Origin of the sequence: Actinomadura verrucosospora, from assembly GCF_039540335.1 — a bacterium.
GTDB classification, from domain to species: domain Bacteria; phylum Actinomycetota; class Actinomycetes; order Streptosporangiales; family Streptosporangiaceae; genus Spirillospora; species Spirillospora verrucosospora.
The window spans coordinates 1-22,028 of the sequence record NZ_BAABEV010000005.1; the positions used below are offsets into that span (position 1 = coordinate 1).

General features: G+C 72.9%; 20 protein-coding genes and 1 pseudogene. 14 read left to right on the top strand and 7 right to left on the bottom strand.

Annotated elements, in window-relative coordinates; genetic code table 11:
• From ABD944_RS07365 to ABD944_RS07380, 4 genes and pseudogenes are all read right to left on the bottom strand, one after another.
• Nucleotides 1–244 (bottom strand): annotated as a pseudogene (locus ABD944_RS07365) (thiamine pyrophosphate-binding protein); the annotation flags it as partial.
• A gap of 145 nt (nt 245–389) precedes the next feature.
• On the bottom strand, nt 390–1,298 hold the full coding sequence (locus tag ABD944_RS07370) for a Cgl0159 family (beta/alpha)8-fold protein (protein WP_345173637.1): 909 nt from the start codon (nt 1,296–1,298) through the stop codon (nt 390–392).
• A complete protein-coding gene (gene iolC, locus ABD944_RS07375) occupies nt 1,295–2,254 on the bottom strand; it encodes a 5-dehydro-2-deoxygluconokinase (RefSeq protein ID WP_345173639.1) in 960 nt (319 codons plus the stop codon). Before iolC ends, ABD944_RS07370 begins: the two co-directional genes overlap by 4 nt.
• On the bottom strand, nt 2,251–3,132 hold the full coding sequence (locus ABD944_RS07380; protein ID WP_345173641.1) for a TIM barrel protein: 882 nt from the start codon (nt 3,130–3,132) through the stop codon (nt 2,251–2,253). The genes iolC and ABD944_RS07380 overlap by 4 nt, the downstream gene beginning before the upstream one ends.
• A gap of 164 nt (nt 3,133–3,296) precedes the next feature.
• Here ABD944_RS07380 and ABD944_RS07385 point away from each other — a divergent pair, with 164 nt between their 5' ends.
• From ABD944_RS07385 to ABD944_RS07445, 13 genes are all read left to right on the top strand, one after another.
• Nucleotides 3,297–4,034, top strand: coding sequence for a GntR family transcriptional regulator (locus tag ABD944_RS07385; RefSeq protein ID WP_345173643.1), 738 nt, complete (start codon nt 3,297–3,299; stop codon nt 4,032–4,034).
• Between the two features lie 126 nt (nt 4,035–4,160).
• Nucleotides 4,161–5,513, top strand: a complete 1,353-nt coding sequence (locus tag ABD944_RS07390) for a phytase (RefSeq protein WP_345173645.1) — start codon at nt 4,161–4,163, stop codon at nt 5,511–5,513.
• Nucleotides 5,514–5,587: 74 nt separating this feature from the next.
• Entirely contained in the window at nt 5,588–6,508 is a 921-nt protein-coding gene (locus tag ABD944_RS07395; RefSeq protein ID WP_345173647.1) for a LacI family DNA-binding transcriptional regulator, read from the top strand.
• 401 nt (nt 6,509–6,909) lie between these two features.
• A complete protein-coding gene (locus ABD944_RS07400; RefSeq protein WP_345173649.1) occupies nt 6,910–7,905 on the top strand; it encodes a Gfo/Idh/MocA family protein in 996 nt (331 codons plus the stop codon).
• On the top strand, nt 7,902–8,882 hold the full coding sequence (locus ABD944_RS07405) for an inorganic phosphate transporter (protein ID WP_345173651.1): 981 nt from the start codon (nt 7,902–7,904) through the stop codon (nt 8,880–8,882). Before ABD944_RS07400 ends, ABD944_RS07405 begins: the two co-directional genes overlap by 4 nt.
• Nucleotides 8,879–9,538 carry a DUF47 domain-containing protein gene (locus ABD944_RS07410; RefSeq protein ID WP_345173653.1) on the top strand — a complete coding sequence of 220 codons (660 nt, stop codon included), beginning with the start codon at nt 8,879–8,881 and terminating at the stop codon, nt 9,536–9,538. The genes ABD944_RS07405 and ABD944_RS07410 overlap by 4 nt, the downstream gene beginning before the upstream one ends.
• Before the next feature lie 69 nt (nt 9,539–9,607).
• Nucleotides 9,608–10,789, top strand: a complete 1,182-nt coding sequence (locus ABD944_RS07415; RefSeq protein WP_345173655.1) for an ABC transporter substrate-binding protein — start codon at nt 9,608–9,610, stop codon at nt 10,787–10,789.
• Nucleotides 10,790–10,854: 65 nt separating this feature from the next.
• Complete coding sequence (locus ABD944_RS07420; RefSeq protein ID WP_345173657.1) at nt 10,855–12,678, top strand: ABC transporter permease; 1,824 nt, start codon at nt 10,855–10,857, stop codon at nt 12,676–12,678.
• Nucleotides 12,679–12,680: 2 nt separating this feature from the next.
• Nucleotides 12,681–13,814 (top strand): ABC transporter ATP-binding protein, encoded by a 1,134-nt coding sequence (locus tag ABD944_RS07425; protein WP_345173659.1) that lies wholly within the window; start codon nt 12,681–12,683, stop codon nt 13,812–13,814.
• Nucleotides 13,811–14,596 (top strand): HAD family hydrolase, encoded by a 786-nt coding sequence (locus ABD944_RS07430; protein WP_345173661.1) that lies wholly within the window; start codon nt 13,811–13,813, stop codon nt 14,594–14,596. The genes ABD944_RS07425 and ABD944_RS07430 overlap by 4 nt, the downstream gene beginning before the upstream one ends.
• On the top strand, nt 14,593–15,426 hold the full coding sequence (locus tag ABD944_RS07435; RefSeq protein WP_345173663.1) for an inositol monophosphatase family protein: 834 nt from the start codon (nt 14,593–14,595) through the stop codon (nt 15,424–15,426). The genes ABD944_RS07430 and ABD944_RS07435 overlap by 4 nt, the downstream gene beginning before the upstream one ends.
• Entirely contained in the window at nt 15,423–16,241 is an 819-nt protein-coding gene (locus ABD944_RS07440; RefSeq protein WP_345173665.1) for a Cof-type HAD-IIB family hydrolase, read from the top strand. The genes ABD944_RS07435 and ABD944_RS07440 overlap by 4 nt, the downstream gene beginning before the upstream one ends.
• Entirely contained in the window at nt 16,238–16,960 is a 723-nt protein-coding gene (locus ABD944_RS07445; RefSeq protein WP_345173667.1) for an MBL fold metallo-hydrolase, read from the top strand. Before ABD944_RS07440 ends, ABD944_RS07445 begins: the two co-directional genes overlap by 4 nt.
• Before the next feature lie 167 nt (nt 16,961–17,127).
• Here ABD944_RS07445 and ABD944_RS07450 read toward each other — a convergent pair whose 3' ends face one another.
• Entirely contained in the window at nt 17,128–18,612 is a 1,485-nt protein-coding gene (locus ABD944_RS07450) for a serine/threonine-protein kinase (RefSeq protein WP_345173669.1), read from the bottom strand.
• 348 nt (nt 18,613–18,960) lie between these two features.
• On the opposite strand from ABD944_RS07450, the gene ABD944_RS07455 reads away from it, so the two are divergent.
• Nucleotides 18,961–19,938 (top strand): helix-turn-helix domain-containing protein, encoded by a 978-nt coding sequence (locus ABD944_RS07455; protein WP_345173671.1) that lies wholly within the window; start codon nt 18,961–18,963, stop codon nt 19,936–19,938.
• Between the two features lie 137 nt (nt 19,939–20,075).
• Here ABD944_RS07455 and ABD944_RS07460 read toward each other — a convergent pair whose 3' ends face one another.
• On the bottom strand, nt 20,076–21,161 hold the full coding sequence (locus tag ABD944_RS07460; RefSeq protein WP_345173673.1) for a hypothetical protein: 1,086 nt from the start codon (nt 21,159–21,161) through the stop codon (nt 20,076–20,078).
• A gap of 184 nt (nt 21,162–21,345) precedes the next feature.
• Nucleotides 21,346–22,026: an isochorismatase family protein gene (locus tag ABD944_RS07465; protein ID WP_345173675.1), complete on the bottom strand. Its 681-nt coding sequence runs from the start codon at nt 22,024–22,026 to the stop codon at nt 21,346–21,348.
• Nucleotides 22,027–22,028 lie beyond the last annotated feature (2 nt).

Sequence of the window (22,028 nt, forward strand, 5' to 3'; positions counted from 1 at the left end):
ACGTCGAAAGCCGATCACTCATCCGCGCGAACCCCGCCGCCGCATGCACCATCGCCTGCTCGTTACGCGCCATGAAATACGGCAGCCCACCACCGGACTCCAGCAGCGCCTGCCCCATCCCGGCCACGTTGCCATGCCCGAAAATCCCGAAACACCCCGCGAAGAACCGCCGCTCCACACCATCCCGCTCGCTGAACTGCACCGACAGGAAACGCACCAACGCCTGCGCCACCGTCAATCTCATGACCGCTCCTCCACACCGCGTGCCGGGGGCGACGGCAGCCGCGGCTCCGCCGGCTGCCCCTCCCGGCTCTTCCGGATACGCGCCGTCCCGGCCGGCGCGTGCGGGGAGTGCCGGCCGTCACCCGGCACTCCCCTCGATACCTCGTTCACAGGAGTTCCACCGCGGCGTCCACGGCTCCGGCGACGTCCCCGTCCGGTGGGTACAGCAGGGAACGGCCGACCACCAGGCCCCGGACCGTGGGAAGACGCAGGGCACGGCGCCAGCCCTCCCGCGCGGCGACGGGATCGGCGGCGACCTCCCCGCCCAGCAGCAGCGCGGGCAGCGTGGACGCGGCCATCACCCGCTCCATGTCCGCCACCACCGGCACCTTCAGCCACGTGTACGCCGACGTCGTCCCCAACCCCGACGCGATCGCGACCGCACGCGTCATCGCCTCCGGCGACAGGTCATTGCGGACCCGCCCGTCCACCCGCCGGGAGATGAACGGCTCCACCATCGCCATCAGCCCACGCTCGGCAAGCTCCGACACCGCCCGAGCACACGCCTCCAACGTGCGCACGGTCGCCGGGTCGTCATCGTCCACCCGCACCAGCATCTTGCCGCCGTCCAGCCCCGACGCCGCGATCGCAGCCGCGCTGTAGGCCGTGAAGCGGTCATCGATCTCGAACGCCGAACCCACCAGGCCGCCCCGGTTCATCGAACCGATCACGACCTTGCCCTCCAGCACGCCCAGCAGCAGCAGATCCTCGATCACATCCGCCGTGCCCATCACGCCGTCCACACCCGGCCGCTCCAAGGCGACGCACAACCGGTCCAGCAGCTCACCCCGATCGCCCATCGCCAGTGGATCGCCACCGGCCGCCAGGGCGCCGCGCGCCGGATGATCGGCGGCCAGCAGCATCAACCGCCCCGACTCCCCGACCAGCGAGTCCTGCCTGGTCCTGCGCTCCGCCGCCTCGGCGACCGCCTCCGGACGCGTCACCCGCGTCTCGGTCAGCCCCGCGATCCGCTCCGCCCGCGCGTCGGCGGGCGGCACCGGAATGTCGATCGTCATGCGGCCACCTGCTCGGTCAGTGCCAGCACCTCGTCCGTCGTGGGCATCGCCGCCGAGCACGCCAGCCGGGACGCGACGATCGCGCCGGCCGCGTTGGCGAAGCCCAGGACGCGCGGCAGGTCCCAGCCGGACAGCAGCCCGTGGCAGAGCGCCCCGCCGAACGCGTCGCCCGCGCCGAGGCCGTTGACGACCTCGACCGGCACCGGCGGCGCCTCGGCGGTGCGGCCCTCGGCGTCGACGGCGAGCACGCCGTCCGGACCGCGCTTGACGACGGCGAGCCGGACGCCCCGGTCGAGCAGCGCGCGGGCCGCGAGGAGAGGGTCGGCCTCCCCCACGGCCACCTCGCATTCGGCGATGTTGCCGACCGCGACGGTGGCGTGTTCGAGGGCCTCGCCCGCCCAGCGCCGCGCCTCGTCCCGCGACTCCCAGAACATGGGCCGGTGGTCGAGGTCGAGGACGATGAGGGCGTCGCGGCGGCGGGCGCCGAGCGCGGCCAGCGTCGCCGTCCGGGACGGTTCGGCGCACAGCCCCGTCATCGTGACCCACAGCACCCCGGCGCCCTCGATCGCGGACCGGTCCAGCTCGTCCGCCCGGATCTCCAGGTCGGGAGCCTTCGGGAAGCGGTAGAAGTACAGCGGGAAGTCGTCGGGCGGGAACAGCTCGCAGAAGGTCACCGGGGTCGGCAGGCCGGGGACGTCGGAGACGTACCGGTCGTCGACGCCGTACTCGGCGAGCGCCCGGCGGACGAAGCGGCCGAACGGGTCGGCGCCGGTCCGGGTGATCACGGCGGTGCGGCGGCCGTGCCGGGCGGCGGCGACCGCGACGTTGGTGGCGCTGCCGCCGAGGAACCGCGCGAACGTCTCGACCTCGTCCAGCCCGACCCCGGAGGTGAGCGGGTAGAGGTCCACGCCGACGCGGCCCATGGTGATGACGTCGAAGGACGCGGCGCCGCTCATGAGCCGATCCCGGCGAGGAACTCGGCGCAGGCGCGGACGTCGTCCAGCGGCCCGGCGCCGGGGGCGGGTTCGCGGTCCAGGACGGTGTCCTGCTCCAGGACGTACCAGCCGTCGTATCCGGCGCCTTCGAGAGAGCCGACGATCGCGGCGATGTCGACGTCCCCCGCGCCGAGCGGGCGGTAGAGGCCGGCGCGGACGGCCTCGGTGTAGGGCGTGCGGCCGTGCCGCACGCTCTCGGCGAGCGCGGCGTCGACGTCCTTGAGGTGCACGTGCGCGATCCGCTCGGCGGCGCCCGCCGCCAGCTCCACCGGGTCGGTGCCGCCGATCAGCAGGTGGCCGGTGTCCAGGCACAGGGGGACGCCCGACCCGTCGAGGACGCGCCGAACCTCATTGGATCGTTCCACCATGGTCCCGACATGCGGGTGGAGCACGGCCCGCACGCCCGCCTCAGCGGCCAGCGAGGCGATCCGGTCGAGGTTGGTCAGCAGCGCCGTCCACCCGGCGGCGTCGAGGGGAGGACGCTCGTCGTAGCCCTCCAGCCCGTGGACGGCGGCCAGCACCAGCGTCAGTTCCGACTTGGAGCGTTCCACGTCAAAGCCGGCCAGGACCCGCCGGATCTCGGGCAGCGGGTCGCGGTCCGGGTCGTGCAGCACGACGGGCGCGAAGCCGCCCACCGCGCGGAGCCCGTACTCGGCCAGCAGGGCGGCGCGCTCCCCGGCCCCGGCGGGCAGGAAGCCGTCCGGCCCGAACTCCGTGGCGGCCAGCCCGAGATCGCGCATCTCCCCCAGCACCCGCCCGGGGTCCATCTGGTGCCCCCAGCCGGGCACCTCGCACACCCCCCACGAGATCGGGGCTCCCGCGACGCGGTCGTTGATCATTGGCTCACCATCTCCCTGGGACGGGCCCGGTTCCGTGCTCGGCATCGGCCTCGCCGAGTCTGCTGAAAGCCGGGAAGGTATGTCAATAGTTTGTTATGACATTATGAGGTAATAAGCTAACCACCGGCGGCGGGTACGATCGTGGGGACGAGAGGAGGCGCCGGGTGTACCGACCGCGCGTGACCGTGGACCGCAGCAGCCCCGTCCCGCTGTACTACCAGCTCGCGCAGCAGCTGGAGGCGGCGATACGGGAGGGCGAGCTGTCCCCGGGCACCCGCCTGGAGAACGAGGTCGAGCTGGCCGACCGGTGCGGGCTGTCGCGCCCGACCGTCCGGCAGGCGATCCAGCACCTGGTGGACCGGGGGCTGCTGGTGCGCAAGCGCGGCGTCGGCACGCAGGTGGTGCAGTCGGAGATCCGCCGCCCGATCGAGCTGACCAGCCTGCACGACGACCTGGCCGCGGCCGGGCGCGAGCCGCGCACCGAGGTGCTGGAGCTCGGCACCGTCCCCGCCGAGGACCAGGTGGCCAAGGAGCTCGGCGTCCCGCCCGGCGCCGAGGTCACCCGGATGCGCCGCATCCGGTTCACCGGCGACGAGCCGCTCGCCCTGCTCACCAACTACCTGCCGCTCGACCTGCTCAGGATCGGCGAGGCCGACCTCGCCGAGCACGGCCTGTACGAACTGCTGCGCGCGACCGGCATCAACCTGCGCATCGCGAACCAGACGATCGGCGCCCGCGGCGCGACGGCGGCCGAGGCCCGGCTGCTGGACGAGCGGCGCGGCGTCCCGCTGCTGACCATGACCCGCACCGCCTACGACGACAAGGGCGGCGCGATCGAGTACGGCTGCCACGTCTACCGCGCCGACCGGTACTCCTTCGCCCTCACCCTCGTCGAGCGCTAGCCGGCCCGCCGGGGCCCGTCCGGCGAACGGCCGGTGAAAATCTCTTGATCAATTAGAGCGCTCTATTGAATTAGAGCGCTCTAATGCCTACCGTTCAGGCATCCCCCACGCATCAGGAGGAACCCGATGCAGTTGCGACCCACCCCCCAGGGCGCCCGCCTGGCGGCCGCGGCGACGACCGCCGCGCTCGCCGCGGCCTTCCTGTCCGCGGTACCCGCGGCCGCCGACGGCGACGAGCTCGCCCAGGTCCGCGCCGCGCTGGAGACGCCCGCGAACCTCGACGACGACGCGGGCGGCAACGCCAACGCCGACGACCCGGCGATCTGGAGCCACCCGGACGACCGCGACGGCGACCTGATCGTCGCGACCCTGAAGCAGGGCGGCCTCGCGGTGTACGACGCCGCCGGCCGGCAGATCCAGCGGCTCGCCGCCCCCACCCCGCCCCGGCCCGGCGACGAGCCAGGACGGTTCAACAACGTCGACCTGATCTACGGCTTCCAGCTCGGCCGCCGCAAGGTCGACCTGGCCGTCGTGTCCGACCGCGGCCGCGACACCGTCCGCACCTACACGATCGACCCCGCGAAGGCCGAGGCCCACCGGCCCCCGCTCACCGACGTCACCGACCCCGCGGCCCCGCCCGTCTTCTCCTCCTCCCTCGACGAGATCAACGAGCAGGCGACGGCGTACGGGCTGGCGTCCTGGAAGGACTCCCGCGGCGCCTCCTACGTCGCGCTCAGCCGCCGGCACACCTCCCGGATCGGCACCGTCCGGCTGGAGGCCACCGCCGCGGGCACCGTCACCTACCGGCACGTCCGCGACGTCGACCTGCCCACCTCGTTCGCCCTGCCGGGCGGCGGCACCTGGGCGCCCTGCGAGGACCCCGGCGAGGGACCGCAGGTCGAGGGCATGGTCGCCGACCCCGAGAACGGGGTGCTCTTCGCCGCCCAGGAGGACGTCGGCATCTGGCGCATCCCGCTCGGCAGCGGCTCGCCGCAGCTCGTCGACAAGGTCCGGGAGTACGGCGTCCCCGCCGCCTACGACCCCGAGACCGAGGAGTGCGCCCCGAGCGGGCCCGACCCCGGCGTCGGAGGCACGCACCTCACCGCCGACGCCGAGGGCCTGTCCATCTACCGGCAGGACGACGGCGAGGGCTACCTGCTCGCCTCCAGCCAGGGGGACGACACCTTCGTGGTCTACGACCGCCAGGACCCGCGCCAGTACCTCGGCCACTTCCGCGTCGCCGCCGGACCGACGGTCGACGGGTCGGAGGTCTGCGACGGGGCGATGGTGACCAGCGCCCCCGTCGGCGGCTTCGACAACGGCCTCCTCGTCGTCCACGACGGCGTCAACACCCCCACGGTCACCGACGGGAACGGCGAGGTCCGGGAGAACACCAACTTCAAGCTGGTGGACTGGGAGGATGTGGCGGACCCGCTCGACCTGGACGTCACGCCCGGCGACTGGGACCCGCGCGGCTAGCAGCGAACCGCACCGACGCGAGTCGCCGCCATGCCCTTCATGGCGGCGACTCGCCGTACCCGGGAGAACACCGCATGACCCACCCGACCCTGGAGGACGTGGCAGCGCGAGCCGGAGTGTCGCGCGCGCTCGTGTCGCTGGTGATGCGCGGCTCCCCCAAGGTCGGCAGGGAGCGCCGCGAGGCGGTGCTCCGGGCGGCCCGGGAACTCGGCTACCGGCCCAACATGATGGCGCGGAGCCTCGCGGCCGGCCGGACGGGCATGATCGGCGTGCTCCTCTCCGACCTCCGCGATCCCTGGTACGGCGCGGTCTACGACGGGCTCGCCGACGAGGCCGCCCGGCGCGGCGTCCGCCTGCTGCTGGCCACCGGGCGCGGCGGCCCGGCGCGCGAGCGGGCCGCCCTTGACGACCTGCTCGACCTGCGCCCGGACGGCGTCGTCCTGGCGGGGCCGAAGCTGCCCGCCGCCGACATCGAGCGCGCCGCCGCCGGATGCGCCGTGACCGTGGTCGGGCGCTCCGTCCGCTCCGACCGCGTCGACTGCGTGACCGGTGACGGCGCCGCGGCCGTCGAGCGGGCGCTCGGGCGCCTGGCGGACCTCGGCCACCACCGCGTCGCCTGCCTGGACCTCGGTCCCCGCCCTTCGCCCCTGCGCCGCGCGTGCCCGGCCGGCGCCGTCGTCGCCCGGCCGGACGAGCTGTGGCGTCCGCCCGAACCGCCGACGGCCGTCCTCGCGCTCGGCGACACGACGGGCGTCGCCGCGCTCGCCGCGCTGCTGCGCGCCGGGAGGCGCGTGCCGGACGACGTCTCACTGATCGTCCACGGAGATCCGCCGGGGGCGCGGGCCGCGGGGGTGACGACGATCGCCTCGCCGGCCGCGGAGATGGGCCGCGCGGCCGCCGCGATCCTGCTGGACCGGATCGGGGACGGCGCGCAGGCGGAGACCCGGCGCGTCACCGTCCCGCCCGTCCTCGACGAGCGCGGCACCACCCGGTAGCCCGGGCCGGAAGCGACGCCCGGAAGGCGTGCCCTCTCGGCTCCGGCCGGATCCGCGGCACGCCCTTCAGCCATGCCCGCGGCACGTGGATCCGCCGCGCCCGAGGCACGCGATTACACCGTGCGTGGGGGGCTCGCGCACGCCTTTGGCCGGACGCGGCCGGGCGGAGCCGAGCCTTGTCCCGCCGTTCCCGCAGCTCCGCACGGCCACGGCCGGCCCGGGGAAGACTCCAGTCCAAGTCAGAACGTCAAGATGTAAGAACAAAGTCTTGACTGCCGTTCCGGTGCGGGCTACAAATGTGGCCCAAGCCACACGAAGATGACGAGCAGATGAACAACCGGTGTCCGCCGCCGGTCCATCAGATGAACTCGCCATCCGATCGGACAGCCATGGGAGGCACCATGCGGGTCGGACTGTTGGGCGCGGGGCGGATCGGGGCGTCGCACGCCCGGTTCCTGGGCGGCCATCCCCAGGTCGACACCCTGCTGATCGGAGACGCCGACGTGCGCCGCGCCGCGGCGCTGGCCGGCCCGATCGGCGCCACGGCCGGGGACCCGGAGACGGTGCTCACCGCCGGGCTCGACGCGGTCGTCATCGCCACGCCGACGTCCACGCACGCCGAGCTGCTCGTCCGCGCCTGCGACGCGGGCGTCCCCGCCTTCTGCGAGAAGCCGGTCGCGCCCGACCTGCGCACGACGCTGGAGGTCCGCGACCGCGCCGCCAAGACGGGGGTGCCCGTGCACGTGGGCTTCCAGCGCCGGTTCGACGCCGGGTACGCGGCGGCGCGGCAGGCCGTCCTCGACGGGCGGCTGGGAACGCTCCACCGCGTCCACCTGATCACGGCCGACCCGGCGCCGCCGCCGGCCGAGTACGTCCGCTCGTCCGGCGGGATCTTCCGCGACTGCCACATCCACGACTTCGACGTCCTGCGCTGGGTCACCGGCCGGGAGGTCGCCTCGGTCACCGCCGTCGGCGCCAACCGCGGCGACGCCTACTTCTCGGCCGCCGGGGACGTGGACACCAGCGCCGCCGTCCTGGTCATGGACGACGGGACGCTCGCCACGATGCAGGGCTCGCGGTACAACGGCGCCGGATACGACGTGCGCATGGAACTGTCGGGCACCGCCGGCACCTGGGTGGTCGGGCTCGACGAGCGCGCCCCGCTCCGGTCGGCCGAGCCCGGGGTGGACTGGCCGCCCGGCGATCCGTGGACGGACTTCCAGGAGCGCTTCGAACCCGCCTACGCGAACGAAATTGGAACGTTCCTGGAAATGGCCAGGGGCCGCGCGGACAGCCCCTGCACGGTCGACGACGCGCTGGAGGCGTTCCTCGTCGCCGAGGCCGCCACGCTCTCGCTGCGCGAGGGCCGCCGCGTCCCGCTCGCGGAGCTCCGATGATCTGGGCGGCGGCGTTCGGCGCGGTCGCGCTCGCCTTCGTCTGGGTGACCGGCGTCAACGACGGCGCGGCCCTGCTCGGCCTCAGCGGGCGCTACCCCCGCTCGTCCGGGCTGCTGCTGACCGCGCTGGTGCTCGTGCCCCTCGTCCTGGTCCCGCAGGTGACCGTCACGGTCGCGCGGACGTTCACCGAGGGCCTCACCGACCTCGGCGACCGGCGCGGCGCGCTCGCCTTCCTGCTCGGCGTGACCGTCGCGCTCGCCGTCGTCGCCGGGCTCACCAGGCGCGGCCTGCCGACCAGCCTGACGCTGGCGATCGTCGGCGGCATCGGCGGCGCCGGACTCGGCATGGGCCTCGACGTGGCCTGGGGCGGGCTCGGCCTCGTCCTGGCCGTCGGCGCCGCCGCCCCGTTGGTCGGCACGTCCGTCGGGTTCGGGCTCGGGCTCGCGTCGCGGCGCGTGCCGTCCTTCGCCGGGATGCCCGGAGCCGTCCGGACCGCCCACGTCCTGGCCTACACCGCCCAGTGCGCCGCCTACGCCGCCAACGACGGGCAGAAGATGCTCGCCGTCGTCAGCGTGGCGCGGCACGTGGTGTCCACGCGGCGGCTCGGCGGGGTCGGCCCCGTCCAGCCGACCCCGGTGGTGCTCATCGCGATCGCCGTCGTCTTCTGCGCCGGCGCGCTGAGCGCCGTCCACCGGGTGGGCGAGCGGCTGGGGCGCGGGCTCGTGCTGGCCCGGCCGCTGCACGTGGTGTCCACGGAGGCGGCGGCGGCCGCGTCGGTCGCGGCCAGCTCGCTGGCGGGCGCGCCGGTCAGCATGACGCAGTCCGTCACCGCCGGGGTCGTCGGCGTCGCCGCCAGCGAGGGCGCCTCCCGGGTGCGCTGGCAGAACGTCGTCGGCATCGGCGCCGCGTGGCTGTTCACGCTGCCGCTCGCGTTCGCCGCGGGGACGCTCGGCGGCGTCGCGGTGAGGACCCTGTGAGCGCCGCCGTCCGGCCCGTCCGCCGCGTCCGGCTCATCTGGGACGACCTGCGAGGACGCTCCGGAGACCGGGTCGTCGGGCAGGTCGCCCGGCAGATCCGCGCCGTCCGCGACGGCGCCGAGCTGGCCCGGGAGATGGCCGCCGGGCGGGTCCCCTCCGGGGAGGCCCGCGCCCGGATGGCCGAGCTGGAGCACGCGGGGGACGCCGAGCGCGCGGCGCTCGCCGCGATGCTGCGCGGTGTCCTCGCCACCCCCATAGACCGGGAGGACCTGTACCGGCTCTCCCGCTCCGTCGACGACGTCCTGGACAACCTCCGCGACTTCGTCCGCGAAGCCGACCTGTTCGGGCCGCCCGGACTCGGCTTCGCCGTACCGCCGCTGGACGCGGTGCTGGAGGGGCTGACCTCCCTCGACACCGCCGTCCGGAAGGTCCTCGCCGAGCCCGCCGCGGTCACCGTCGCGGCGCTCGGCGCGCGCAAGGCCGGCAACCGCGTCCGGGAGACCCGGCAGGCGGCGCTGACCCGGCTGTTCGCCGGACCGCTGGACATCGACGTCCTGCGCAGGCGCGAGCTGCTCGACCGCCTGGACGCGGTGGGGCGGCGGCTCGGCGAGGCGGCCGACGCGTTGTCGGACGCGATGCTCAAACGCAGTCACTGATCGAACCATGAAGCCGCAGGTCGGGGCTGCGGGCACAGCGCGAGGAGAGAACCCACCATGATCCGCACCATGATGAGAGGGCGCCGGGCACGGGCCGGAGCCGCCGTCGCCGCCGCCCTCGCCACGGCGGCGCTGGGCGCGTGCGCGCCGTCCAGCGAGGGGCAGGCCGGGGCCGACCGGCCCCTCCCCTCCGTGACCGTGGAGGACGCGGCGTCCTTCGACCTGAACGCACTGATCGCCGCCGCGAAGAAGGAGGGCAGCCTCCTCGCCTACGACGGCAGCGGCGACGTCAAGGACATGGCCGCCGCGTTCGAGAAGAAGTACGGCATCAAGGCCGAGGGCGAGAAGTCCAAGGCCGCCGCGACCGCGGAGAAGATGACGCGCGAGGCGCAGGCCGGCAACGTCACCATCGACGTCAGCCTGTTCGAGGACGGCCCGATGCTCGTCGGCCAGCTCCTCCCCCAGAAGATCGTCACCACCTGGATCCCGCCGGACCTCGCCGCGACCATCGGCGAGAAGAACCGGAACCCGCTGATGATGATCTCGAAGGCGTACGTGTTCGCCTACAACCCCAAGCTCAACCCCGGCGGCTGCCCGGTGAAGAACGTCTGGGACCTGACCGACCCCAAGTGGAAGGGGAAGGTCATGATGCAGGACCCGCTGGGCAAGGAGGTCTTCACCCAGTGGTTCACCCAGCTTTCCGAGCGGAGCTCCGACAAGCTCGCGGCCGCCTACGAGCAGCTCGGCAAGGGCAAGCTCAAGACCGGGGAGGACGACGCCGCCCACGAGTGGGTGAAGCGGCTGGCGAAGAACGACCCGGTGCTGACCACCGAGGACGAGGACGTCGCGACCGCCGTCGGCGCCCCCAACCAGACCCGGACGACCATCGGGCTGTTCTCGATCGCCAAGTTCCGCGATCTGGAGGGCAAGGGCTTCAACATGAAGGTCTGCGAGGGCCTGAACCCCTGGACGGGCTTCGCCTACCCCAAGTTCGCGACGATCGCGGCGAAGTCCAAGCACCCCAACGCCGCCAAGCTGTTCGTCCACTTCGCGATGTCGAAGGAGGGCTTCGACCTCGAGGCCCACTCCGGCGGCGTGTCCGGCAACGACGCGGTCGGGGTGAGCCCGCACAACCCGCCCGGCCTCACCGACTGGAACACCCAGCTGTACTGGTTCTCCTCCGACAAGCTGCTCGCCGACTTCCGCAACCGCCAGGACATCAAGGACTTCTGGCGCGTCAACCACTCCTGAGCACTGCCCGACCCCCGGCGGGCCGCACGAGCGGCCCGCCGGGCTCCACCCCGGAGGAAGAACCCATGGCGGTCGCCGCCTCCGCACGGCCCGTGTCACGCGGCCGGCGCGTGCTCTACCGGTCCCGCGTCCTGCTGCGCAACCCCACCGTGCTGCTCGGCCTCGTCCTGAGCGCCGCGCTGCTCTACCTCGTCATCGCCCCGCTCGTCTCCGTCGTCTCGGACGCCGGCCGCGTCCAGTACGGCGACGAGGCGCGCTCCGGCCAGGGGGCCGGCTCGTGGACGAGCTACTACCTGTGGCGGGTGTTCCGCTCCCCGGTCAGCAGGCTGCTGTTCTGGGAACCGCTCCTGCACACCCTCACGGTCGCGGTCGGCGTCATCGTGTTCGCGCTCGCCGTCGGCGGGTCGATGGCGTGGCTCGTGACCCGCACGAACGTCCCGGGCCGCAAGTTCCTGGCCGGCGCCCTGGTCGTGCCGTACATGCTGCCGTCCTGGACGTTCGCGCTGGCGTGGCTGTCGCTGTTCAAGAACGAGCGGTCCGGCGGGCAGGTCGGCTACCTGCAGGGCGCCGGGATCCACACCCCCGACTGGCTCGCCTACGGGCCGGTGCCGATCATCGTGACGCTCGGCCTGCACTACTACCCCTTCGTGCTGCTGCTGTTCGGCAACGCGCTGCGCCGCATCGACTCCCAGCTGGAGGACTCGGCGCGCATCCTCGGCGCCGGCGGCCGGACGGTCCTGCGCCGCGTCACGCTGCCGCTGATGCTGCCGGCGCTGTCGTCGGCGGTGCTGCTCGTCCTCGGGCGCGTCCTCGGCACGTTCGGCACCCCCTACATCCTCGGGCTGCCGAGCGACTACAACGTCCTGTCGACGAGCCTGTACCACGCGATCCGCGACCGCAGCACCGGCGTCGCCTCGACGATCGCCAGCGTGATCGTGCTCATCGGAGTGCTCGTCGTCGTGGTCGACACCCGGCTGGTGCGCGAGCAGCGCAAGTTCGTCACCGTCGGCGGGAAGGGCGCCATGGACCGCCGCGGCGACCTGCGCCGCTGGCGGTGGCCCGCGTTCGGGCTGGCGATGGCGGTGTTCGCCGCGAGCGTCGTCATCCCGGTGCTGACGCTGCTGCTGTCCACCATCACCAAGACGCCCGGCGTGTTCAGCCCCGGCAACTTCACGCTGAAGTACTGGTTCGGATCCGACATCGAGGGCGCGGTCGGGTTCCCGCACGGCGTGCTGCGCGGAAACGAGCTGTGGGAGGCGGCCTGGAACAGCGTGCGGATCGTCGGGCTGGCCGCGCTGGTCTGCGGCTTCGCCGGGCTCCTCATCGGCTACGTGGTGGTGCGCGGCGCCGGGAGCCGCGTCTCGGCCTTCCTGCGGCAGGTGTCGTTCCTGCCGTACCTGGTGCCCGGCATCGCGTTCGCCGCCGCGTGCCTGTCGCTGTTCGCCGTCCGGCGCGGCCCCGTGCCCGCCCTCTACGGGACGATCACGCTGCTCGTCCTGGTGATGGTGGTGACGCACCTGCCGTACTCGTCCCGGTCGGGGATCTCGGCGATGATGCAGCTCGGCCGGGAGCCGGAGGAGGCCGCGCAGATCAGCGGGGCGCGCTGGCCGACCCGGATGGTCCGCATCATCATCCCGATCCAGCGGGGCGCGCTCGTCACCGGCGTCGTCCTGCCGTTCATCTCCGGGCTGAAGGAGCTCAGCATCGTCATCATGCTGACCACGTCCGGGACGCAGCTGCTCACCACCCTGTCCATCGGGCTCGTCGACTACGGCTACACCCAGCTCGCCAACGGCGTCGTGCTCGTCATCGCCCTGCTCTCGTTCACCATGACCTACCTGGCCCAGCGGCTCACCAAGAGCAGCCTGGCCTCGGGCATCGGAGGTTGACCATGCCGGCCATCACCCTCAGCGGAGTGGTCAAGAACTACGTCGGCGGCGACCGCGCCGCGGTGAAGGACCTCGACCTCGTCATTCCGGACGGGTCCTTCACCTGCCTGCTCGGGCCGTCCGGCTGCGGCAAGACCACCACCCTGCGCATGATCGCCGGGTTGGAGCAGCCGACCCTGGGCGAGATCAGCGTGGGCGACCGGGTCCTGGACTCGGTCGAGCGCGGCGTCTACGTCCCGCCGGAGAAGCGGGACATGGGACTGGTGTTCCAGAACTACGCGCTCTGGCCGCACCTCACCGTCCGCGGCAACACCGAGTTCGGGCTCCGGATGCGCCGGGTCCCGGCGGAGCGCCGCAAGGCCCGCGCGCGGGAGGCCCTGGAGAAGGTCCGCGTCGCCGACTGCATGGACCGGTACCCGTCCCAGCTGTCCGGCGGCCAGCAGCAGCGCGTCGCGCTGGCGCGGATGCTCGCCGTCGACCCCGACGTCCTGCTGCTGGACGAGCCGCTGTCCAACCTCGACGCGCGGCTGCGCCTGGAGATGCGGACGGAGCTGAAGCGCATCCACGAGGAGACGGGCGCGACGGTCGTGTTCGTCACCCACGACCAGATGGAGGCCATGACGATGGCCACGCACATCGCCGTCATGGCGGAGGGGGAGCTCCAGCAGGTGGCGCCGCCGATGGAGATGTACGAGCGGCCCGCCAACCGGTTCGTCGCCGAGTTCGTGGGAAGCCCGCCGATGAACATCGTCCCCCTCGGCGACGAGCCCGACGGGCTGGCCGGGTCGCTGCTGCGCTTCGTGGAGAAGCACGCCGGGCTGAGCGGGCCCGCGTGCGCGGGCGTCCGTCCCGAGGCGCTGAAGCTGGCGAAGTCGCGGGACGAGGTGCCCGACGCGGCCTGGTGGGACGAGGCGGTCGTCGAGACCGTCCTGCCGACCGGGTCGAGCTGGACCGTGCAGCTGCGCGTCCTGGACACCGACCTGTTCGCCGTCACCCACGAGGACCCCGAGGCGGCCCCGGGCGACCGGCTCCACTGCTGGACGCGACCCGGGCGGCTCCACGTGTTCGCCGAGGACGGTTCCCGGATGGGCGCCTGGGACGACGCCGTCGCGCCCGTCAAGAAGGCCGCCCTGTGACCGCGCCCCTGCGCCGGCCGCGGGCGCTGCTACTGGACTTCGGCGGCGTGCTGGTCGAGACCTCCAAGCGGGACGGCTGGCAGGCCGCTCTGGCCAAGGAGGTCCACGCCCTTCTCACCGGCGCCGGCTCCCGCGAGCTCGACGCCGCCGCGATCGAGACCGACATCAGGGCGGGCGCGGCCGCGGACAAGTGCTGGAAGGACGCCATGTCCCGCCCGTACGCGCCGCGCGAGACGACCCACGCCGCGTTCTGGGGCGACTACGTGGCGGCCGACTGGCCCGCGCCCGCGCGGCAGCTCGTCGTCGCGCACGCCACCCCGCTGTGCAAGCGAATGGGCGAACTGCGGCAGGACCGCCGCACCCGTCCTGGCATCCCCGAACTGCTCGACGCCGCCGCCGGGCTCGGCATCCCCTGCGCGGTCGTCAGCAACGCGCTGTCCGGCGCGGTGCACCGCGACTACACGGCGTCGACGGGGCTGGCGGGCAAGCTCGCCCTGGAGGTGTACAGCGACGAGGTCGGCATCCGCAAACCCAACCCGGAGATGATCTGGATCGCGACCCGCGCCCTCGGCGTCGAGCCGTCGGACGCCTGGTACGTCGGCGACAACTTCGACCGCGACGTCCTGTGCGGGCACCGCGCCGGCGTCGGCGGGAACGTGCTGATGGTGGCCAAGGGCACCCATGACGTCCCGTACGAGGTCCGCTGCCGCCCCGACGCCGTCGTCGACGACGGGCACGGACTGCTGGACCTGCTCACCGCCACGACAGAAGGAGAACGATGAGCGTCGACGTCCCCGCCTCGCGGGAGCTCGCCGGGATCGCCGAACTCGCCGCCCGCGCCACCGGGGACCGTCTGCGGACGGCGTTCCGGTCGCGTCCCGAGGTCGATCACAAGCGCGACATCCACGACCCGGTCACCGAGCACGACCGGGCGGCGGAGGAGACGATCCGCCAGGTGCTCGCCGAGCACACCCCCGGCAGCGTCGTCGTCGGCGAGGAGGGCGGCGTGGGCGGCGGCGACGGCGACCTGCGCTGGTTCGTCGACCCCATCGACGGAACGGCCAACTTCGCCGTCGGCCTGCCGTTCTTCTGCGTGTCCATCGGCGCGGCCATGGGCGGCGAGCTGGTGGCCGGCGTCGTCTACGACCCGGTGCGCGACGACATGTTCACCGCCACGCTCGACGGCGCCACCTGCAACGGCGAACCGATCCGCAGCCGCGGCGCCACCCGCGACGAGACCGCGGTGCTCGTCACCGGCTACCCCAACGCGCGGGAGATGCACCGCCGCGGTGAGGAGTCGCTGCGGAGCTTCGGTTCGCTGGTGGACGCGTTCGCCACCGTCCGCCGCCCGGGCAGCGCCGCCCTCACCCTCGCCCACGTCGCCGCCGGATGGGCGGACGTGGCCTACGGCACGTCCGTCAACGCGTGGGACGTCGCGGCGGCCGTCCTACTGGTCAGGCAGGCCGGCGGCACCTACCTGCCGCTGAACGGGGAGCCCGGCGGCCGCGACTGGGAGGCCCCCGGCTACCTGGCGTGCGTGGCCGGCTTCGACCTGGACGGCTCCGTCATCGCCGAGGTCGCGGGCCTCGTGAAGGCCGGTGAGCCCGCTTGAGCGCCACCGGACTGCGGACCGTCGACTGGATCGTCACCGACCTGGACGGGACCCTCGTCGGGCGCGACCTGCGGATCGTCGAGCCGAGCCTGGCGGCGCTGCGCCGCTTCGTCGCCTCCGGCGGCACCGTCGTCATCGCCACCGGGCGCAGCGAGGAGGCCGCGCTGCCGTACTACCGGACGCTCGGCCTGACGACCCCCGCGATCCTCTACAACGGGGCGCGCGTGGTGGACCTCAGCACCGGCGCCGTCCTGCACCGGCGCGCCCTCGCCGTCGCCGCCTGGGCGAAGCTCACGCTGCTGTTCGCCGAGCTGCCCGCCGGGGTCTGGCCGGTCGCCTTCACCCAGGGGCGCGCACACACCACGGGCTCCTCGCCCGCCCTGCTGGAGTACGCCCGCCGCGACGGGATCGAGCTCAAGCGGATCGGCTCGTGGGGCGACCTGCCGTTCGACGACATCGTCAAGGTCATGCTCATCTGCGACCGCCCCGAGCTGATGGATCCGGCCGAGGAGGCGGTTTCGGCGGCCGTGTCCGGCGTCACCCTCGTCCGGTCCGAGAGCACCTACCTGGAGGCGCTGCCCGCGGGCGCGACCAAGGGCACGGCGCTGCGCGAGCTGGCCGCCTCCCGCGGCGTGGCCCTCAGCGCCGTCGCGGCGATCGGCGACAACCCGAACGACCTGGACATGATCCAGGCCGCCGGTCTCGGCGCCGCCGTCGGGGACGGCGCCGAGACCGTCCGGGCCGCCGCCGACGTGGTGGTGGGCCCCTGCGCCGAGGGCGCCGTCGCCGACCTCGTGGCCCGCGTCCTGCCGTGATCCTGACCGTCGTCGGCTGCGCGGGCACCGTCCCGGGGCCGGAGGCCGCCTGCTCCTGCTATCTGCTGGAACACGACGGCTTCCGGCTCCTGCTGGACGCCGGGACGGGCGCGCTCGGACCGCTACAGCGCTTCGCCGACCCGTGCGCGATCGACGCCGTGGTCATCAGCCACCGGCACCGCGACCACTGCTCGGACCTGATGCCCCTCGCCTACCTGCGGGACCGCAGGGGCACCACGGCCCGGCTGCCGGTGATCGCCCCGGCGGGCACCGAGGCGCACGTCGCCGCCCCGTCCGGCTACGCGCGGGCCCTCGACTGGCGAAAGCCGCCCGCGGGGCCGTCCGGGCTCGGGCCGCTGACGATCGAGACGGCTCCGGTGCGGCACTCGGTGCCGGCGCAGGCCGTCCGGGTCACCGCCGGATCCGCGAGCCTCACCTACTCCGGCGACTCCGGCGAATGCGCCAAGCTCCTGGAACTGGCCCGGGGAACGGACGTCCTGCTCTGCGAGGCGGCGGCGGCCGTCGGCACCCCCGGCTCCGCCGCCGCCCACCTCACCCCGGCGCAGGCGGCACGCCTGGCCAGGGAGGCGGGCGCCGCCCACCTCGTCCTCACCCACCTGCGGCCCTGGGCGGACCCCATGGCCGCCTTGCGGGAGGCTCGCGAGTCCTACGACGGCCCCCTGACGCTGGCGGTCCCCGGCCTGAGACTGATCGCCTGACCGTCCGGGAACGGCGGGCGGGACGGAACCGGATGTGCGGACGGCATGATCGGGCTGGGCGGGACCCGGCGGCTCGCGGACCGCCATCTCACGGGCAGGCCGCCCGCCCGGGCCCTCGCCGGGCGGGTGGCCCGAGGCCGGCCGGCGGCGCGCCGGCGCCGGAGGGGTCAGGCGTTGCCTCCCCACCGGGAGCCCGCGTACCTGGCGAGAGTCATCTCGATCTCCTTGCGGGAGCCCTTGAGCCGGTGGACGGGTACGACCACGATCCAGCCGCTTCCCTTGTCCAGGTAGCACAACGGCGTCCGTGGCCCCCGAGCCGCCGGCAAGGGCGTCCCCGGCAGCGGGAAGACGCAGACCGCCCACCCGGCCGGCTTCGCGCGCCGCACCACGACCCGGCCGATCTCGTGCCACCCGTAATGGACCCGGCGGCCGCCGTACCGGAGTTCGAGGCCGTCGGCGCCGACCGTCAGTTCACCGGGCCTCCAGAGCGCGTTCAGGAGGGGGAGCGTCCACACCGCGGGCTCGCGCACGAGCCAGAAGGTCAGCACGGACATGATCGCGAGCAGCAGCGCGAAGAACACGCCGGCCGAGCCGACCGAGCCGGCCGCGGTGGTCACGGTCAACAGGCCGAGAGCGATCCCCGCGAGGAGGCGGAGCGCGTGTCCGACGAGCGCGAGGATCACGGGAGCGACACTGGCCTCGAACCGCACGGACCCGTGGCGGTCGGGCAGCGGAGTGGTCCGGGATCGGTCGTCCTCGAAGGCGTCCGTCGCGGCGTTCACCGGCGGGAGGGTGGTGGCGCCGGTGACGTGATACCGCGTCAGCATGTCCTGCACGGGAGCGGGCAGCCACGCACCGCCCTCACCGGCCGAGGAGAGGACTCCCACCAGGTCCGCCGGGTTCGGGCGGGCGGCGGGGTCCTTGGCGAGGCAGTCCGCCACGACGCCCTTCAGCGGAGCGGGCAGAGCGTCCAGAGCGGGCGCCTTGTGCACCACCCGATAGGTCAGCGCCTCCACCGGTCCTTCCCCGAACGGGCGGACTCCCAGGGCGTAGGCGAGAACGGCGCCGAGGGCGAACACGTCGCACGCCGGGGTGAGCGTGCCCTCCGAGATCAGCTCCGGCGCCATGAAGCCGGGAGTCCCCGCTAGGGCGGTGACGCCGGAGGCGTCGACCGCCCTAGCGATGCCGAAGTCGATGACCCGCGGCCCGTCGGCGGCGAGCAGGACGTTCGAGGGCTTGAGGTCGCGGTGGACGACGCCGGCGCGGTGGACGGCCTCCAGGGCCTCCGCCAACCCCGCCCCCAGGGCGAGTACCGAGACCGGCGGGAACGGACCGTGGTCGGCGACCGCGGCGGCGAGCGAGGGCCCGGGCACGTACGCCGTGACCAGCCATGGGATCTCCGCGTCGGGATCCGCGTCGACGACGGGGGCGGTGTGGAAGCCGCCTACCTGGCGCGCGGCCTCCACCTCGCGCTTGAACCGCCGGCGGAACTCGGCGTCAGCGGCGAGACCCGGATGGACCAGCTTCACGGCGACCGGCCGGCCTCCGGGAGACGAACCGAGGAACACCTGCCCCATTCCCCCGGCGCCGAGGCGGGCCGACAGCGCGTACCGGCCGATCGCACGAGGGTCCCCGGGCCGTAGAGCGTCCACCGCAGTCCTCATCTTCCGTCGTTCGCCATCCGCACTCGACCATGGGACGTCTCCCTACTGAAGCGAACCGGTGCGGTTTCTGCCAGTGGCTCTTTCGAAGCAGGTGAGTCGCGGGGAGCGCGGGCGGCCCACTCATGTTCCCGCCATCATGCCTGAATTGCTTCCGCTCGTCTTTGACGATGCCTCCACGATTCTTTGACCCTGTTCGCGGATCCGCGCCGCTCTCGACCGGCCCGCGCGGCGGGGCATGGGCACGGCGTCCACGGCTGCGAAGGGCGCCCGCCCAAGAAGCGACCAGTAACCTCATGGCCATAACGAGCGGACTTGGGGAAGCCAGTGATCGAAACGGTGTACAGAACCGAGGACTTCCCCCCGGCCGAACGATTCGACCGCTGGCGGGAATGGATGGGGCGTACGCACGCCCCCGTGGACCTGAGCAGCGAATATGCCGCGGATTTCCGCGCTCACCAGCGCATCCTGCAACTCGGCGCGGTGACCGTGTGGCCGTCCACCGTCCAGCCGCTGCTGTCCCGGCGGACGGCGAAACTCATCAGGCACTCCGACCCCGGGACGTACAACCTCACCCTCGTCGTCGAAGGGGTGGCACGCGCCAGCTGGGACGACCGGGAGGCGGAATACCGTCCCTACGACCTGCACGGCCAGAACTCCTGGCGACCCTGCACGGTCCAGGTCGGGCGGCGTGACCAGTCCGTCAGGTGCGTGGGCGTGGAGATTCCCCGGGATGTCCTGGCGCTCCCGCGCAGGAGCGCCGATCGCGCGATCGGCCGGCCGTTGTCGGCACGGGAGGGCGTCGGAGCGTTACTGGGCGGCTTCCTCACCCGCCTCAGCACCGACACCGCCGCCTACCTGGCCACCGACGGCCCCCGGCTCGGCGCCGTCCTGACCGATCTGGTCTCGGCCCTGTTCGCCCACACCCTCGACGCCGACCGCGACCTCTCTCCCGAGGCCCACCGGCGGACCCTGACTCTGAGCATCCGCTCCTTCGTCGCTCGGAACCTGCACGATGCCGAGCTGACCCCGTCGGTCGTCGCGGCCGCGCACCACATCTCGACCAGCCATCTGTACCGTCTCTTCCAGGACGAGGACGTCACCGTCGGCGCACTGATCCGCCGCGAACGCCTGGAACGCGCCCGCCGGGACCTGGCCGACCCGGCTCAGCACGGGGTGCCGGTCCACGAGATCGCCGCCCGCTGGGGTTTCACCCACCATTCGGCCTTCACCCGGGCCTTCCGCGCCGCCTACGACACCTCCCCCAGCGACTACCGGCAGGCAGCGGTGGCGGGGGACGGAACGATCGTGCCCTAGGGGAAGGCTCAACCCTTCCTCGAAGCCGGTGGTCCCGGGGCTTCAGGCCCCGGGACCGGTCGTGCTGACTCAGACCGGCCGCGGGTGGCCAGGCTCGTCGGACACTTGCTGTCTCACCCCTCCCCCGCCAGCGAGCCCTACTCGCTCGACAGTCGCAGGTAGCGAACCGCCTGCTGGGAGGTGAGGGAGGTGGGAAGGTCCAGGAGCTGCCGCTGCCAGATGCCCACGTTCCCCCGCCAGGTGCGGTAGAACGACAGGCAGCCGAGCGGGGAGATCTCCAGGAGACGCTTCTTCGCCTCGTCGAGGCGCCGCAGGATCCGGTCGCGATCCGGAGATCGCTCGTCCCCCACGGAAGAAGCCCCGCGCAGGCGGTCCCCCACTTCCTCGATGAAACGCGAGCGCTTCTTGATCGCGTCCATCCAGAAGTAGAGCGTGGTCACGTCCGCGCCGGAGTGCAGGGCCCGGACCAGGCCTTCGGCGATGAGCTCGCCGAACTCCTCCGTGGCGGCGTTCCGGCTGAACGGATCGTACGGCAGCTGCCACAACTTCCCCGCGACGCCCGCGGAGCGATCGGCGACCGCGTCGTACATGAACAGCCAGTCCTCGTTGTAGATCGCGGGGAAGTACGTGTCCGCGCGACGCGTGTCGACGAGGAGCGCGTTGCCTCCCATGAAGGTCGACTGCGCTCCCCCGGAAACCCGGTTGGCATGACATACAACTGAATTATCCGGAAAATCGGGAACTTGAAATCCCACCACCCGATACTGCTCGGTCAGAGCGGCGGCCCTCCGGATCAGCGAAGGCTCCATGCCTCGTATGTCATCATCCAAGAAGAGGATCGTCCGCCAGCCGCACAGGCGGGCCAGGAGAAGGCCGATGTTCCTCTTCAACGCGATGTCCGTATGCTTCTCCATCACTCGCCGCTCGAAGTCGAGCAGCGGGTGACTGTGCCATGGCGGGACCGTCAGGCAAAGTGCGTTCGAGGGCAGCGCGTACCTCGTCTTGATCTCCCGCGACTGCACGGATGTGCTGCACAACAGGACGATCGTGCACTTCAACGCCTCCGCCAAGGCGATCACAGGCCCCACGCGGTGTGGAGCGACCGTGGGAACCACAATGGCGTCCACCGTGCCAGGGCCTACACCGCCGACCCCCGATAAATCTCTCAGCAGATTAATGTGCGAGCCCACATGGGTCGCCTGACCAAATTCGTCAGTACTCATCTTTCCTCCGTTTGTGTTCGTCCGTGACCTGGCCACGAACGGTCCGAGAACAAGATTGATCTGGACACTACGTACTGTCCGTAAAGGAACGAGAAGGGCAACGCGCGCTTCGGGGCCGCAGGACCGCGGGAATACGCCCCCTCTCCACCGCCCGGGCCGACGCTCCGAACGGACGGGTGGCGCGCTAGGAGTTCGCTTCGATCATGTCGAGCACCTCGGACGTCGGGCGCACGTCGCCGAAGGACCGGTAGACGGTGTGCAGGGTGGCGTTGTGGTCCTGGTCGCGGCGTGCCGCGTTGGCGTCGGCGACCATGATGACCCGGAACCCGAGGGTGCTCGCATCGCGCGCGGAGGACTCGCAGCACACGTTGGTGACGGTGCCGGTGATCAGGACCGTGTCGACCCCGCGCTCCTCCAGCAGACCTGGAAGGGGGCACCGCCCCGGAAAGAAGGCGCTGGCCGCCGACTTCTCCACCAGCAGATCGTCGGCACGGACCGCGAGGCCGCGCCACAGGCGCTCGGCCATCGGCCCGGTGCCGCCGGCGGTACGGTACGCCTCGGCCGCTTCCGGTCCGAAGAACTCGTCGCCCACCGCCGTGCGTTCGCCCACCGCGGGCAGGACCCAGGCGACCGTGCCGCCTGCGGCCCGCAGAGCGTCGGCGAGCCGACGGATGTCGGGCACGATCCCCTGGCAGTAAGGGTTGGCGGACACGAAGAACGGCACCATGTCGAGCACCACCAGCGCCGTACGGGCGGGAACGAGGTGCGTGAACGCGAACCGGCGACCGCGGCGGCGTTCGTGGCGGGCGTACTCCCGGGCCTCGATCCGCCACTCGTGCCGCCGCGCCTCGTTCTCTGGCGGCATCG